Below are 13676 nucleotides of genomic sequence, written 5' to 3'. Positions count from 1 at the left end.
ACCGATCGCGGCCCGAAACGCGCTAGCTGGGTCGCGCTCCTTCGAGCTTGAGCAGGAAGCGCTTGGTCTCCAGGCCGCCGGTGTAGCCGCCCAGGCCACCATCGGCGTGAATGACCCGGTGGCAGGGCACGACGATCGGGATGGGGTTTCCGGCCAGGGCGTTGCCCGCCGCGCGGGCGCCACGGGGCGAACCGGCGGCCGAGGCCACGTCCCCGTAGCTCGCGACCTCCCCGTACGGGATGGCCGCCGTGGCGCGCAGCACACCCTGGTTGAAGCCGCGGACCAGCGTCCAGTCGATGGGCAGGTCGAATACCCGCCGCCCCTTTGCGAAATAGGCGTCCAGCTGCGCTCGCACCGCATCGGTGCGCCGCGGGGCCAGCAGAACGCGGGGCGAGACGCGTTCGGCGACCTCGTCCGCCACCGCGCCAAAATTCTCGCGATCGTAGGCAATCCGGACCAGGCCGCGGGGCGTCACGAATACCGCGATCGGGCCCAGGGGCGTGTCGAGGGTCGACCATGCGACATCGAGCAGCCCCTCCGCATCGGCGCGGCGCGCCAGCTCGACGGTGACCCGCGCGGGATCCAGGTCTGGCGTGGCGGGACGGGCTAGCCGCCGCTCAAGCTCGGTCATCGGTCTACCTCAATTCTCAGCCGGCGCAGGCCGGCGCTCACGTTCTGTCGGGCTGCTTCGGAGCTGGTGCCCATCCGTTCGGCGATCTGGCGGTAGTCGAGGTCCACAACATACCGATGCACCACGGCCTCGCGCTGCTTGGCGGGCAACGCCCGGACCGCGGCCCACAGCCCATCGTCGGGGAGTGCGGCGGGCGCTGTTCGGGGTTCTGCCGGACCCATCCCATTGAGCTGAACCGTTTTCGGTCGTCGCGCGCGAAGGCGGATGATGTCGGTCGCCTTGCGGTGCGCGATCGTGTACAGCCACGCACGAAGGTTCTCGGCGTGACGCAGGCGTGGGTACGCTCGCAGGGCGGCGATCAGCGTGTCCTGCAGGCAGTCCTCGGCCATGTCAGGCCCGACGCAACCCACCAGGAACCGATGCAGCTCGGTGGCGTGGTCGTCGACCAGGCGCTGGAACGGCGGCAGGCTCACACGTCTTGAAACGCGCGGTCGGGGCGAAACGTGAGGCACCGGCCAAGGGTACGGCTAGTCGATGGTGAAGTAGTCGCTCCCGCTGTAGCGCCCGGTCCGCTCCTTGCGAATCTGCATCAGCACGTCGTTCAGCAGCGTTGACGCACCGAACCGGAATCGGTCCGGCGTCATCCAGTCCGGCCCGAGGGTCTCGTACAGCACCGTCAGATAGGCGATGGCCTCCCGGGAGGTGCGGATCCCGCCGGCCGGCTTCATGCCCACCGCACGCCCGGTTTGGGCGTGGAAGTCGCGGATGGCTTCCAGCATGACCAGCGTCACGGGCAGGGTAGAGGCGGGCTGGATCTTGCCGGTGGAGGTCTTTATGAAATCGGCCCCGGCGGCCATGGCCAGCACCGATGCCCGGCGCACGTTGTCGTAGGTCTCCAACTCACCGGTCTCCAGGATGACCTTGAGGTGGGTGTCCCCGCACGCCTGCTTGACCGATACGATCTCGTCGTAGACCTTCCCGTAGTCGCCGGCCAGGTACGCACCGCGGTCCATGACCATGTCGATCTCATCGGCGCCCGCGGCCAGCGCCTGGCGCACGTCCTCGAGCTTGACGGTCAGCGGCGCCTGGCCGGAGGGGAAGTAGGTGGTCACCGCGGCGACCTTGACAGTCGAGCCGCGCAGGGCTTCCTTGGCCGGGCCGATCATGTTCGGGTACACGCACAGGGCGGCCACCGATGGAATGGTGGGGTCGGTGGGATCGGGGCGGACGGCCTTGCCGGCCAGGGCCCGGATCTTGCCGGGCGTGTCCTTCCCCTCCAGGGTGGTGAGGTCGATCATCCGGATCGCCAGGTCGAGCGCCCACAGCTTGGACTCGCGCTTGATGCTGCGGCGGGCGAGCATGGCCGCGCGCTCCTCGATCCCCACCTGGTCCACCGCCCACACCCGCCCCAGCAGGTTGCCAAGGGCCTGGTGACGGGGGGCACTCAGGCCGGCTGGCTTGCGCGGGGCGAGCGAGGTTCGAGCCACGGAGCCGATGATACGCTCTGGCCGTGGGCACTCCCGCTGAGCCGTTGGGCGGTTCGGCCGAGCCGCTGGTCTACTGCCTGACCCGTGACCGGGAGCTGGCGGGCATCCTCGACGAGCGACTCGATCGCGCGCTCGTCTTCTTCTACAACGACGCGGCCCGCCTCCACCAGGCGATCGTGCTGCGGCCGCCAGACCTGGTGGTGATCGACACCGGGGCTATCCGGCCCGAGTTCGGCGATGCGGGGCTAGGCCCGGTGGTGAGGTTCGTCCGAGAGCGGGCGGCGACAGCGCGGATCGCGGTCCGGCCGGGATCGGGCGCCGATTGGCTGGTAGGGGCCGAGGCGGGCGCGGGGGTGGTGATGTTGCCGGTGGGCGTCGCCGCCTGCGCCGAGGCGGTGGTCGCGCTCAGTCGCTGACGGCGCTCCTCGCCGGGATGAGGCCAGCTCGGGCCAGCGGCCAATACCGAAAGGCCGCCCGGGCCCGCACCGATGCCAGCGGAACGAAGCCAAACCGACGGGAGTCGGTGCTGCGAGCGGCATCCCCGCGCAGGGAGACGCGCCCGTCGGCCACGGCTGCCACTCGCTTGACCAGCTCGCGGGTCGGAGCGCGGGGATCGGGTGCGACGACCACCTCCCCGACCTGTGGCGGGCGTCGGCGGTAGGTCCAGGTCTCGACCAGCAGACGGTCGCCGGGTCGCAGGGTCGGGACCATGGAGCGTCCGGAAACCTCGACCGCGTCCAGGTGGCCCAGCACCCGCCGACCGAGGAAGCCAAGCCCGACCATGACCGCGGCCGCGCCGGCGGCGGCGGCGATCCAGGCCTGGCGCGCCATGACCGTGCGGATCACTGGACCCGGGTCTTCTCCGGACCCCCGGTGGCCTTCCACATCTCTCCGATGCGATCGATCATGGTCAGCAGCTTCCGCGCTTCCTCGACGTCGAGCGAACCCTTCACGGCGGACGCCTGCTTGGCAGCCATCCAGAACGTGTCGTGGAGATCTGGATACTTCTCAAGGTGGGCTGGCTTGAAATAGTCGTGCCACAGGTCGTCGAGGTGGTGAATCACGAGATCGGCGCGCTCCTCCTTGATATGGATGCATCGTGCGCGGAAATGGCGGTCATCGCTGGCGGCGTACTTCTCCAGGATCCGCAGACAAGACTCGGCCTCGATCCGCGCCTGATCGGGGTCATAAATGCCGCACGGCAGGTCGCAGTGCGCCGACACGCGGCGGGTGGGGTGGATGAGACGGCGAAGGTTCAACATACGCCGATTGTCCCCCACGCCGCGGGCAAGCGCATTGCAGCGCGGTGGAAGCAGGTTCGGAAACGATTCAGAAGCGGGCAGCCCAGTACTTCTGCACGGTGAGGACCACGCCCGCGCCGAGCGCCGCAAGCACCACGCCGACGACCACGACTCCGGTCCAGCCCAACGGGTAGTGGCTCGAGCCGGCCATGAAGAACAGCATCGGGAACGACAGGGCGAAGTTCGTCCGCGATGCCAATAGGGCGGTCCGGGCCCAGGCGGGGTCGGGCGTCTCGCCGGCCCGCATGGCGGCCAGCACCCGGCGCTGGCTGGGCCAGATGAAGGCCCACACGTTGACGAGCATGACCACGCCCAGCAGCCCGCCCGCGAAGATCGTGATCTCGGTGTCGCTCCCGAACAGGTTGCCGTCCTGCCAGTACAGGCCCCAGATCAAGAGCAGGCCGGCGACCACGGTGACCACCGCTGACCATCGGAACCAGGCCAGGGCCCGGGTGAACAGGGGTGGATTGACCTGGCCCTTGACCGATGGGTCCAGGACCTTCTGGAACGGCACGTTGACCACGTTGAACCAGTACAGCAGACCAATCCAGGTGATGCCGGCCACGAAGTGGACCCAGCGCAGGCCGATCAAGACCTCCGGTGTGAACATCGGCTCGCTCTCCTCCTGTCCTCAGCTTCCCATCGCGATGCCGCCGTCCACCCCCAGCACCTGGCCGGTGACGAAGCCTGATTCATCGCTCGCGAAATAGACGGCGGCGGCGGCGACGTCCTCGACCTTCCCGATTCTGCCCATAGCCGTGATCTGCAGGATGGCCTGCGTCGCGGCCTCTGGCATCCCGATCAAGATGTCGGTGTCGATGAGCCCCGGCGCAATGGCGTTGCAGGTAATGTTCCGGCTTGCCAGCTCGCGTGCGGTCGTCTTGGTCAGACCGATGAGGCCCGCCTTGGCCGCCGTGTAATTGGCCTGGCCGGGATTCCCGATCCGGCCTGCCACGCTGGACATGTTGATGATCCGGCCATGGCGGGCCTTCATCATCGGCCGGGCCACGGCCCGGGTCATCCAGAACGGTCCCGACAGGTTGGTGGCGATGACCGCGTCCCACTCCTCGGCGTCCATTCGGATGAGGAGGTCGTCGCGTGTGATGCCGGCGTTGTTGACCAGGATGTCGACCTTGCCGAACTCGTCCAGCGCAGCCTTCACGATCGCCTCGCAGGCCTCGCGTCCCTCCGCGGTGCTGCCCTGGACCGCGATTGCGCGGCGGCCCATGGCCGTGATCTCGCTCACCACCTCGTCAGCGGCGGCTGCGCTCTCGCGGTAGTTGACCACCACGTCGGCGCCCTGCCGGGCGAACGCCAGTGCCATCGCCCGACCCAAGCCCCGGCTGGCACCCGTGACCAGCGCCACCCGGCCGGCCAGGTCGAACATCAGGCGCTGCCGGCCGTCACCGGCTCGCGGCGCGGTTGGCCGGCGCGGGTCTGCTCCCCAGGAGCCAGGAACGCGCGCGCGGGATCCGCGGTCCACTCCACGACAGCTGCGCCGGCCGTGTAGCCTGCCCCGAAGGCGCCCATCAAGAGCCGATCCCCGACCTGCACCCGGCCGCCGGCAACCGCCTCGACCAGGGCCATGGGCACTGATGCGGCCGAGGTGTTTCCGTAGCGGTCGATGTTCACGTACACCTTGTCGGCCGGCACGCCCAGCAGGTCACGCACCGTCTCGAGGATGCGAAGGTTGGCCTGGTGGTACAGGAACAGGTCGACATCGGCCATGCGCAGCCCGGCCTGTGCCACCGCCGCCTGGGTGGAGTCCGCCAGCTGGCGGGTGGCGTATCGGTAGACCTCCTTGCCGGCCATCCGCATGTAGTGGAGCCGCCCGGCGACCGTCTCGGCCGTGGCTGGGTGGGCGGTGCCGCCTCCGGGGATGATGATGCCCTCGGCCCCGGTCCCATCGCTGAACAGCTGGAGCCCGAGCAGCCCACCGGGGCCCTCCGAGGCGGACAGGACCACCGCGCCGGCCCCGTCGCCGAACAGGACGCACGTGTTCCGATCGGTCCAGTCCAGGTACCGGCTCAACAGGTCCACGCCGACCATGAGCACGTTGCGGTACATCCCGCTGCCGATGAAGCTGGCCCCGGTCGCCAACCCGAACAGGAAGCCGGAGCAGGCGGCGTTCACGTCAAACCCCGCGGCTCGCGTGGCCCCCAGGTCGCGGGCTACCAGGACCCCAGTGGCCGGCATCAGGTAGTCGGGGCTGGAGGTCGCCACCACCACCAGGTCGAGATCGGCCGGATCGAGTCCGGCCACTGCCAGCGCGTCGCGGCCGGCGTGGGTGGCCAGGGTGGCGGTCGTTTCGTCGTCCGCGGCGATGCGCCGCTCGCGGATCCCGGTGCGGCTGGCGATCCACTCGTCCGAGGTGTCGACGATCTTCGACAGGTCGGCATTGGTGAGCACCCGGGACGGGGCGTACATCCCCCACCCGGTGATGACCGTCTGGGTCGACGTCATGCCAGTCGGACCTCGAACAGTGGCTGCTGGCGCTTCACCAGCATCCCATTGTCGGCCATGACGCGGCTCACCGTGCCCGCCACATCGGACTTGATCTCGTTGAACAGCTTCATGGCCTCGATCAGGCCCACCACCTGCCCCACTGACACCTCGCCCTCGAGCACCAGGTACGGGCGGGCCCCCGGCGAGGGGGCCGGATACCAGACCCCGGTCAGGGGGGCGGTAACGAACCGGTGGCCGGGCGCGGCTTCACCGAACGGCGTGGTGGGCGTGGCCGCGGCGGGAGCCGGCGGGGTGGGCGGCCGCGGGCGCGCCAGGCGGACCGTGATTCCGCCGACTTCGACCTCCATCTCGGCCAGCCCGCTGTCCAGGAACGGGCCGGTCAGGGCGTCGACCGCGTCCAGGATCGGATCTTTGGCCATCGGTCAGTCCCCATCCCAGCGCTGGAAGACGAGGGTCGCGTTGTGTCCGCCGAATCCGAACGCGTTGCTCATGGCGGTGGCGATGGGCGCCTGGCGGGCCACGTTCGGCACGTAGTCGAGGTCGCACTCGGGGTCGGGGGTCTCGAGGTTGATGGTGGGCGGGAGGATTCCCGTCTCCAGGGCCCGGACGCAGGCGACGGCCTCGATGCCGCCCCCAGCCCCCATCAGGTGGCCGGTCATGGACTTCGTGCTGCTGATCGGGACCCGATACGCATCGTCCCCGAACACGGTCTTGATGGCCGCCGTCTCGGCCGGGTCGTTGGGCGGTGTCGATGTCCCGTGGGCGTTGATGTAGCCCAGCTCCTCGGGCGCCAGTCCAGCGTCAGCCAGGGCGATCCGCATGCTGGCCGCGGCGCCGCGCCCGCCGGGTGCGGGGAGGGTCACGTGGGAAGCATCGTCCGAGGCGCCGTAGCCGATGAACTCGGCCCGGATCCGCGCCCCGCGCGTCTTCGCGTGGTCGAGCTCCTCCAGCACGAGCATCCCGGCGCCGTCGGCGATCACGAACCCGTCGCGGTCGGCGTCGAACGGCCGCGACGCGTGGGTCGGGTCGTCGTTGCGCTTGGTGGACAGGGCGCGCATGGCACAGAACGCGGCCACCACCATCTCGCATATGGCCGCCTCCGAGCCGCCGGCCAGCATGACGTCCGCATCGCCCCGGCGGATGATGCCGGCCGCCTCGCCCAGGGCGTGGTTGCTCGAGGCACAGGCACTGACGGTGGCGTAATTCGGACCGCGAGCATTGGCATTGATGGCCACGTGGCCGGCGGCGGTGTCGGTGAGCATGTTCAGCAGGGTGAACGGACCGACCCGCTCGATCCCGTGGGTCATCGCCTCCTGGATGTCGCGCACCATGGAGCCGATGCCGCCGATCCCGGTGGCCACGATCGCTCCGGTGCGGTCCGCCTCGGCCTCGTCCACGATCGGGATCGGGATCCCGGCATCGGTCAGGGCTTCAACCGTGGCTGCCCAGGCGAGGTGGACGACGCGGTCGTGGCGCCGCACGTCCTTGCGATCCATGACCGCGGTCGGATCGAAGTCGCGAATCTCACCCCCCACCTGCGAGGGAACGCGACCGGGATCGAAGCCCGCGATGCGTTGGATGCCGCTCCGACCGCTGGTCAGGCCGTCCCAGTACGTGGCCACGTCATTGCCGAGTGGCGTGACGGCGCCCAGGCCGGTGATGACGACTCGTCGCTCGCCGCGCTCCCCGGAGCTGGGCTGCGGGGCGCGGTCAGCCACCGGTCAGTCGCCCGCCGGCGATGTCCTGGTCACGGGGCATGATGAAGGACAGGGTGGCCTCCACTGCCACCTCGCCCTCCACAGTCGCGACGGCCCGGGCCCGCCCCGACACGCGGCCCAGCTTCTCGACCGTGATCTCCAGGCGCAGGGTGTCACCGGGGACCACGATTCGGCGGAAGCGGCACTCGTCGATACCCGCGAACAGGACCAACTTGCCGCGGTTGGCGGGGAAGGACAGGACGGCCACCGCGCCGGCCTGGGCGAGGGATTCGACCAGCAGCACGCCGGGCATGATCGGGCGACCGGGGAAGTGGCCGGTGAACTGCGGCTCGTTGGCCGTCACGTTCCGCATCGCCACGACCCGCTTTCCCGGCTCGATCTCGACCACGCGGTCGATGAGGAGGAACGGGTAACGGTGGGGCAGGATGGTCATGATGTCCGCCGCCTCCCAGGGAAGCGCCGGCAGCGCGGGGTCGGGGAGCCCTGGCGCGCGATCGGTCGACATCGGCTTCCTCAGGCAGGCTCGCCGACGAAGGCGGCGGGGCCGACGCGGTCCAGCAGGTTGGTGCTGACCTCGGCGTTCACGAAGGCTGCATTGTCGATGATCCCGCGATGGAAGGGGAGATTGGTCTTGACGCCCTCGACGCGGCATTCCTCCAGGGCACCCCGGGCCCGGGTCAGGGCCTCGGCGCGGGTCTCGCCCCATACGATCAGCTTGGCCAGCAACGAGTCGTAGAAGGGCGGGATCTCGTAGCCGACGTACAGGTGGGTGTCCACGCGCACGTTCGGACCGGCGGGCATCTGGAGCTCGGTGATGACTCCGGTCTGGGGCAAAAAGTTGTCGTGTGGGTCCTCGGCCGTGATCCGGAACTCGATCGCGTGCCCGCGCAGTGCGACCTGCTCCTGGGTCAGCCGAAGCTGCTCGCCGGCCGCGATCCGGATCTGCTCGGCGATGAGGTCCACCCCCGTTAGCATCTCGGTCACCGGATGCTCGACCTGGATCCGGCAATTGATCTCGATGAAAAAGAAGTCCCCATCGCGGTCGAGCAGAAACTCGAGCGTGCCGGCGTTCTCGTAGCCGGCGGCCATGACCGAACGGATGGCCAGGTCGCGCAGGCGCTCGCGGGCCGGCTCGGCCATGGCCGGCGAAGGCGCCTCCTCGATGATCTTCTGGTGCCGGCGCTGGACGGAGCAGTCGCGGTCGCCAAGATGAATCCCGTTGCCGTGACCGTCGATCAGGACCTGGACCTCGACGTGGCGGTTCTCCTCGATCCAGCGCTCGAAGTACATCGAGTCGTCGCCGAACGCGGCGCGGGCCTCGGAGCGCGCGAGCGGCAACGACGTTTCCATCTCGCGCGGCGAGCGCACGAGGCGCATGCCACGACCGCCGCCGCCGGCCGACGGCTTGAGGAGGACCGGGTAGCCCGCTTCCTCGGCCTGCGCCAGGGCGTCGCTGAGGTCCGCCACGATGCCGCGGCTGCCGGGCACGGTGGGCAGCCCGTTGGCGGCCAGCATGCGGCGGACGGCGTACTTCGACGCGAATCGTTCGATGACCGCAGCACGTGGGCCGATGAAGGTCAAGTCGTGCACCGCGCAGGCCTCGGCGAACGACGCGTCCTCGGACAGGAAGCCGTACCCCGGATGGATGGCGTCGCAGCCGGTGATCAGGGCAGCGCTGATCAGCGCCGGCTGGTTCAGGTACGACCGCCGGGCTTCAGCCGGACCGATGCAGATGGCCTCGTCTGCCATCCGTACCGCCATGGACTCCCGGTCGGGCTCGCTGAAAGCGACCACGGCCGGGATCCCGAGCTCGCGGCAGGTGCGGAGGATGCGGACCGCGATCTCGCCGCGGTTACCGATCAGGATCTTGGCGAACATCAGCCCGCGCCCGCGCGATCGACCTCGACCAGCAGCTGGCCGTACTCGACCGGCTCCCCGCTCTCCGCCACCAGGTGCCGGACCACACCGTCGCTGGTGGCGCGCACCTCGTGACGGACGCCGAGCATCTCCACGAAGCCGATCTCGTCGCCGGCGCCGACCGCCAGCCCGGGCCCCAGCCCGTCGGCGTACACGAAGTGGCCGACCGCCGGCGAGGTGACCCCCTCCAGGCGTCGATCGGCCGCGCCGCCCGGGGAGGGCGGGACGCCGACCACCGGGCGGGCCACGCTGACGTCCACGCCCGCGCCGGTCGCGGGTTGGTCAGCCGCCGCAACCCGAACCCGCAGGTCGCCGTGCCGAATCTCGATCTCGCCCAGTCCCAGCCGGTTGAGGCGCTCGGTGAGCGCCGGTACGAGGTCCGCGGCGGCGCGGGCGATGGCCTGGGCCGAGTCGTCGTCGGTCATGCACCCTCCTGATCGAGCTCGTCATCCTCGGGGACCGGCGCCGGCGCCTCTGCGGGAAGCCTCAGCAGCCTACCGAGGCGGGCCCCGAGCGACGGCGACGCCGCGCGCAGGGTCGAGACCTCGACCTCGATCACGGTTCCGATGCCGCGCAGCCGAGCATAGCGACTCGCCAGCAGATCCTCCGGAGCGAGCCGATCCAGCCGCGCCAGCGAGCCGAGGATCGCGTGCTTGATGGCGGCGGCAGTGGCCGGCAGGTCGGCGTGCGCCCCTTCAGCGGGTTCGGGGATCACGCCGTCAACGATGCCCAGCTCGTGTTGCTCCGCCGCGGTCATCTTCATGGCCGCGGCAGCCAACGGCGCGGCGTCCGCCGATCGCCACAAGATCGCGGCGCAGCCCTCGGGGGAGATGACCGAGTACACCGCGTTCTCGAGGGCCAGGACCTCGTCCCCGACGCCGATCGCCAGGGCGCCACCCGACCCGCCTTCGCCGGTGATGACGACGATGATCGGCACTCGGAGCCCGGTCATGAGCCGGATCGAGCTGGCGATCGCCTCGGCCTGGCCCCGTTCCTCGGCGGCAGGTCCCGGAAACGCGCCGGCTGTATCGAGGAAGGTCACCAGCGGGAGGCCGATCCGATCGGCGATCCGCATCAGACGCTGGGCCTTGCGGAAGCCCTCTGGCAGAGGTGAGCCGAAGTTCCGAAAGATGTTCGATTCGGTGTCGGTTCCCTTCTGATGGCCGATGACCATCACCGCCCGACCGTCGAGGCGAGCCGGACCGCCCACGATGGCCGGGTCGTCACGGAACGTGCGATCACCATGGAGCTCGACGAACTCGTCGAATATCTGCGCCACCAGGGACAGGGTGCGGGGGCGCTGCGGATGGCGGGCCAGCTGGACGCGGCGCCACGCCTCCTCGGCGACCTCGGGACTGATGGCCGGGGGACTCGGATCCAGGGTCACATCGGTCATTTGGTCGACCCCGCTGTCGGCTCGGTCTCAATCCCCGCGGTCTCGCTCACCGCTCCGCCGACGCGCTTGGCCAGTCCCTGCAGGACGCCGATCGGCCGTATGCCTCGTCTCCCGTTTCCGGCTTCGACCCCTCCGGCCACCGGCAGCAGGCGGACGAGCCGGGCGACCGTCACGCGCAGCTGACCGCGGGGCACCACCGCATCCACGAACCCGTGGTCCAGGAGGCGCTCGGCACTCTGGAACCCTTCGGGCAGCTCCTCGCCCACTGTCCCGCTCGCCACCCGGGCACCGGCGAAGCCGATCAGGGCGCGGGGCTCGGCCAGGATGACGTCGCCCAACGACGCGAAGCTGGCCAGCACGCCGCCGGTGGTGGGATCGGTCAGGATGCTGATGAACGGAATGCCGGCCTCGTTCAGCCGCTGGAGCGCGGCCGTGGTCTTCGCCAGCTGGAGGAGGGAGACGGTCCCTTCCTGCATCCGGGCTCCGCCCGACGCACTCACCACGATGGCCGGAATGCGTTCGGCCAGGGCTCCCTCGAAACAGCGCGCGATCTTCTCTCCCACCACGCTGCCCATGGAGCCACCCATGAACCGGAAGTCGAACAGGCCAATCGCCACCGGCTGGCCCTCGATCCTGCCCATCCCCCAGATCGCCGCCTCGGGAAGCCCGGAGCGGATCCGGGAGGCCTCCAGCCGATCGGGATAGGGCTTGCTGTCCACGAACCCCAGCGGGTCGCCGCTGATAAGGCCTGCGTCACGTTCTTTCCACGAGCCGCCGTCGAGCAGGAGTTCGATCCGTTCGGCGGCCGACAGCCGGAAGTGGTGGTCGCAGGTGGGGCACACCCGGTGGTTCCGCTCCAGCTGGCGGTTGAAGATCTGAGCCTCGCAGCTCGGGCACTTCGTCCAGGCGTCGGTCGGGCCCGTGCGGCGGCTGAACGGGAACTTGATCTTCATGGCCGATGCACGAGGCGCCAGGCGAGGACCGCCGCTCCGGCGGTGCTCACCAGGACCGATCCCAGCGCCCCGGTCAGCACCAGCCGCTGATGGTGGCGGACGAAGCCGCTGACCCGGCGTTCGGCGTCGTGTGTGTGACCGTCGCTCAAGCGGCGGGCGAGGGCCTCTTCGAAGGCGTCGCCCGGCGGCACCAGGGGAAGATCGGCGCGCAGGGCGCGGGCGGCAGACAGCTCATCGGCGAGGAGGGGCGGCACGGCGACCGGGCGGTCTTCCAGGACCGCGCTCACGGCATGATCGATCCGCTGGGAATCGGTGGGACGACGGGTCATCTAAGCGGGCTAACACCGCGACCCTGGATTCGTTACGCGTCGCCTCGATCCAGCTCGGCGGCCATGTCGCGCAGGGCGCGGTGGAGAAGGACCCGGGCGGCGCCCTCGCTCCGGTCCAGAACGGCCCCGATCTCCCGCGCCGACAGGCCGTCCACGAAGCGCAGCAGGATGGCCTGGCGCCGCTCGGCGGGGATGCGGGCCAGGGCGGCGCGAATCTCCCGCTGCTGGTCCGCGCGGGCCACCACGCCTGCCGGGTCGGCCCCCGGGGCGGCCTGCTGGCGGGCGTCGGTGATGGGCTGCGTGCGCCGCCGGCGGCGGGCCCGACGCGAGTTCGCGATCGCGTTGTGCGCGATCCGGAACAGCCACGCCCGGAAGGTGGAGCCCTCGTCATGGAAGCGGTCGATGGCGGCCAATGCAGCCAGGAACGTCCGCTCGGTGGCGTCCTCCGCGTCGTGATGATCGCCCAACTGGTAGAACGCGTAGCTGTAGACCAGATCCAGGTAGCGTCGATACAGCCGATCGAAGGCATGCCGGTCGCGCTGGGCGGCCCGCACGTCGGCCAGGTCGGGATCGCGCGGGGCGGGGGCCTCGGGTGCCGGTTGGTCGGCGGGGCGGTGAAGCGGCCGTTGTTCGCGCATTAGGCGCTCGCCGTCTGCGGGTGCACGCGGATCACCTCGCCCACGCTGACCGTGGTGCGCAGGGTGGGTCCGTCCAGGATCAATCCCCCGTTGTCCGCGATCTCGCCCGCCACGCCGATCAGGCGCCCGGCCGGCGTCTCGACCTCGATAGCCCGTCCGGTCAGCCACGAGGCGGCCTGGAATCGCTCCAGCGGCGACACGCCCGCCTCCACCTGGCGAATCTCGCCATCCAGCGCCGCGAGCAGGCTGGTGAGCAGTTCCAGCCGATCCACCGGCGCGCCGGCCAGGTCGGCGAGCGACGTCGCGCCGGGCGCGATATCGGGCGGCATGGCGGACCGACGCCAGTTGACGTTGATGCCGATACCCATCACGGCGCCGACCACGCGCTCCCCCTCGACCTGTGTCTCGGTGAGCAGGCCGGCCACCTTGAGCCCAACGGGGGTGACGATGTCGTTCGGCCAGCGCACGGCCAACTGGGCCGCCGAGGCCGCCGCGGCCGCCGCCTCGCGCACTGCCAGCGCGGCCGCGGCGGCCAGCCACCAGGCCCGTTCGATGGGCAGGTCCAGGCGAAGGCCTACGCTCAGGAGCAGATTGGTTCCGGACGGGGAGAGCCAGGATCGGCCCATCCGTCCGCGACCCGCCGTCTGCCGGTCGGCGATGACGGCCAGGCCGTTACCGCCCGGTTCAGCGAGGGCGGCCCGGGCGCGGTCGTTGGTCGAGCCGATCTCGGCGTGGTGCTCGACCGTGTGCCCTACACGAGCTCCGGCGCGCGCAGCCGCGGCCCACTCGGGAGTCGGTTGACGGACCTCGTCGGAGCGTGGTTCGGACACGGGCGGCGAT

18 protein-coding genes and 1 pseudogene are annotated in these 13676 nt (G+C 70.3%); 1 reads left to right on the top strand and 18 read right to left on the bottom strand.

Annotated elements, in window-relative coordinates:
* Positions 1–22 precede the first annotated feature (22 nt).
* Genes AABM41_06570 through deoC form a run of 3 tightly spaced genes read right to left on the bottom strand, consistent with a single transcriptional unit; the run spans position 23 to position 2079 of the window.
* A complete protein-coding gene (locus AABM41_06570; GenBank protein MEK6191973.1) occupies positions 23–631 on the bottom strand; it encodes a methylated-DNA--[protein]-cysteine S-methyltransferase in 609 nt (202 codons plus the stop codon).
* Positions 628–1143 carry a sigma-70 family RNA polymerase sigma factor gene (locus AABM41_06565; protein MEK6191972.1) on the bottom strand — a complete coding sequence of 172 codons (516 nt, stop codon included), beginning with the start codon at positions 1141–1143 and terminating at the stop codon, positions 628–630. The genes AABM41_06570 and AABM41_06565 overlap by 4 nt, the downstream gene beginning before the upstream one ends.
* Before the next feature lie 15 nt (positions 1144–1158).
* Positions 1159–2079, bottom strand: a complete 921-nt coding sequence (gene deoC, locus AABM41_06560) for a deoxyribose-phosphate aldolase (GenBank protein MEK6191971.1) — start codon at positions 2077–2079, stop codon at positions 1159–1161.
* Between the two features lie 62 nt (positions 2080–2141).
* On the opposite strand from deoC, the gene AABM41_06555 reads away from it, so the two are divergent.
* Complete coding sequence (locus AABM41_06555; GenBank protein MEK6191970.1) at positions 2142–2534, top strand: hypothetical protein; 393 nt, start codon at positions 2142–2144, stop codon at positions 2532–2534.
* Here the strand turns inward: AABM41_06555 and sodX are convergent.
* The 15 genes and pseudogenes from sodX to AABM41_06480 form a co-directional block, all read right to left on the bottom strand.
* A complete protein-coding gene (gene sodX / locus AABM41_06550; GenBank protein MEK6191969.1) occupies positions 2524–2964 on the bottom strand; it encodes a nickel-type superoxide dismutase maturation protease in 441 nt (146 codons plus the stop codon). The genes AABM41_06555 and sodX overlap by 11 nt on opposite strands.
* Positions 2961–3380 (bottom strand): superoxide dismutase, Ni, encoded by a 420-nt coding sequence (gene sodN / locus AABM41_06545; protein MEK6191968.1) that lies wholly within the window; start codon positions 3378–3380, stop codon positions 2961–2963. The genes sodX and sodN overlap by 4 nt, the downstream gene beginning before the upstream one ends.
* 67 nt (positions 3381–3447) lie before the next feature.
* Positions 3448–4029 carry a urate hydroxylase PuuD gene (locus tag AABM41_06540; GenBank protein MEK6191967.1) on the bottom strand — a complete coding sequence of 194 codons (582 nt, stop codon included), beginning with the start codon at positions 4027–4029 and terminating at the stop codon, positions 3448–3450.
* Positions 4030–4050: 21 nt separating this feature from the next.
* A complete protein-coding gene (gene fabG / locus AABM41_06535; protein MEK6191966.1) occupies positions 4051–4806 on the bottom strand; it encodes a 3-oxoacyl-[acyl-carrier-protein] reductase in 756 nt (251 codons plus the stop codon).
* Positions 4806–5882, bottom strand: coding sequence for a beta-ketoacyl-ACP synthase III (locus tag AABM41_06530; GenBank protein ID MEK6191965.1), 1077 nt, complete (start codon positions 5880–5882; stop codon positions 4806–4808). Before AABM41_06530 ends, fabG begins: the two co-directional genes overlap by 1 nt.
* A complete protein-coding gene (locus tag AABM41_06525; GenBank protein MEK6191964.1) occupies positions 5879–6304 on the bottom strand; it encodes a biotin/lipoyl-containing protein in 426 nt (141 codons plus the stop codon). Before AABM41_06525 ends, AABM41_06530 begins: the two co-directional genes overlap by 4 nt.
* Positions 6305–6307: 3 nt before the next feature.
* Positions 6308–7603 (bottom strand): beta-ketoacyl-ACP synthase II, encoded by a 1296-nt coding sequence (gene fabF, locus AABM41_06520; protein ID MEK6191963.1) that lies wholly within the window; start codon positions 7601–7603, stop codon positions 6308–6310.
* Positions 7596–8036, bottom strand: coding sequence for a 3-hydroxyacyl-ACP dehydratase FabZ (fabZ, locus tag AABM41_06515; GenBank protein MEK6191962.1), 441 nt, complete (start codon positions 8034–8036; stop codon positions 7596–7598). Before fabZ ends, fabF begins: the two co-directional genes overlap by 8 nt.
* Before the next feature lie 80 nt (positions 8037–8116).
* Positions 8117–9481 carry an acetyl-CoA carboxylase biotin carboxylase subunit gene (locus tag AABM41_06510; protein MEK6191961.1) on the bottom strand — a complete coding sequence of 455 codons (1365 nt, stop codon included), beginning with the start codon at positions 9479–9481 and terminating at the stop codon, positions 8117–8119.
* Positions 9481–9945, bottom strand: coding sequence for a biotin/lipoyl-containing protein (locus AABM41_06505; protein ID MEK6191960.1), 465 nt, complete (start codon positions 9943–9945; stop codon positions 9481–9483). Before AABM41_06505 ends, AABM41_06510 begins: the two co-directional genes overlap by 1 nt.
* A 137-nt stretch (positions 9946–10082) precedes the next feature.
* A pseudogene (locus AABM41_06500) lies at positions 10083–10856 on the bottom strand (acetyl-CoA carboxylase carboxyltransferase subunit alpha).
* 56 nt (positions 10857–10912) lie between these two features.
* Positions 10913–11869, bottom strand: a complete 957-nt coding sequence (gene accD / locus AABM41_06495; protein ID MEK6191959.1) for an acetyl-CoA carboxylase, carboxyltransferase subunit beta — start codon at positions 11867–11869, stop codon at positions 10913–10915.
* Complete coding sequence (locus tag AABM41_06490; GenBank protein ID MEK6191958.1) at positions 11866–12198, bottom strand: hypothetical protein; 333 nt, start codon at positions 12196–12198, stop codon at positions 11866–11868. Before AABM41_06490 ends, accD begins: the two co-directional genes overlap by 4 nt.
* A gap of 32 nt (positions 12199–12230) precedes the next feature.
* Complete coding sequence (locus tag AABM41_06485; GenBank protein MEK6191957.1) at positions 12231–12836, bottom strand: RNA polymerase sigma factor; 606 nt, start codon at positions 12834–12836, stop codon at positions 12231–12233.
* Positions 12836–13666, bottom strand: coding sequence for a biotin--[acetyl-CoA-carboxylase] ligase (locus AABM41_06480; GenBank protein MEK6191956.1), 831 nt, complete (start codon positions 13664–13666; stop codon positions 12836–12838). Before AABM41_06480 ends, AABM41_06485 begins: the two co-directional genes overlap by 1 nt.
* Between the last annotated feature and the right edge of the window lie 10 nt (positions 13667–13676).

The sequence above is a fragment of the Chloroflexota bacterium genome (assembly GCA_038040195.1).
Taxonomy (GTDB): Bacteria; Chloroflexota; Limnocylindria; order QHBO01; family QHBO01; genus DASTEQ01.
This window is presented reverse-complemented; position numbering and strand designations above follow the sequence as displayed.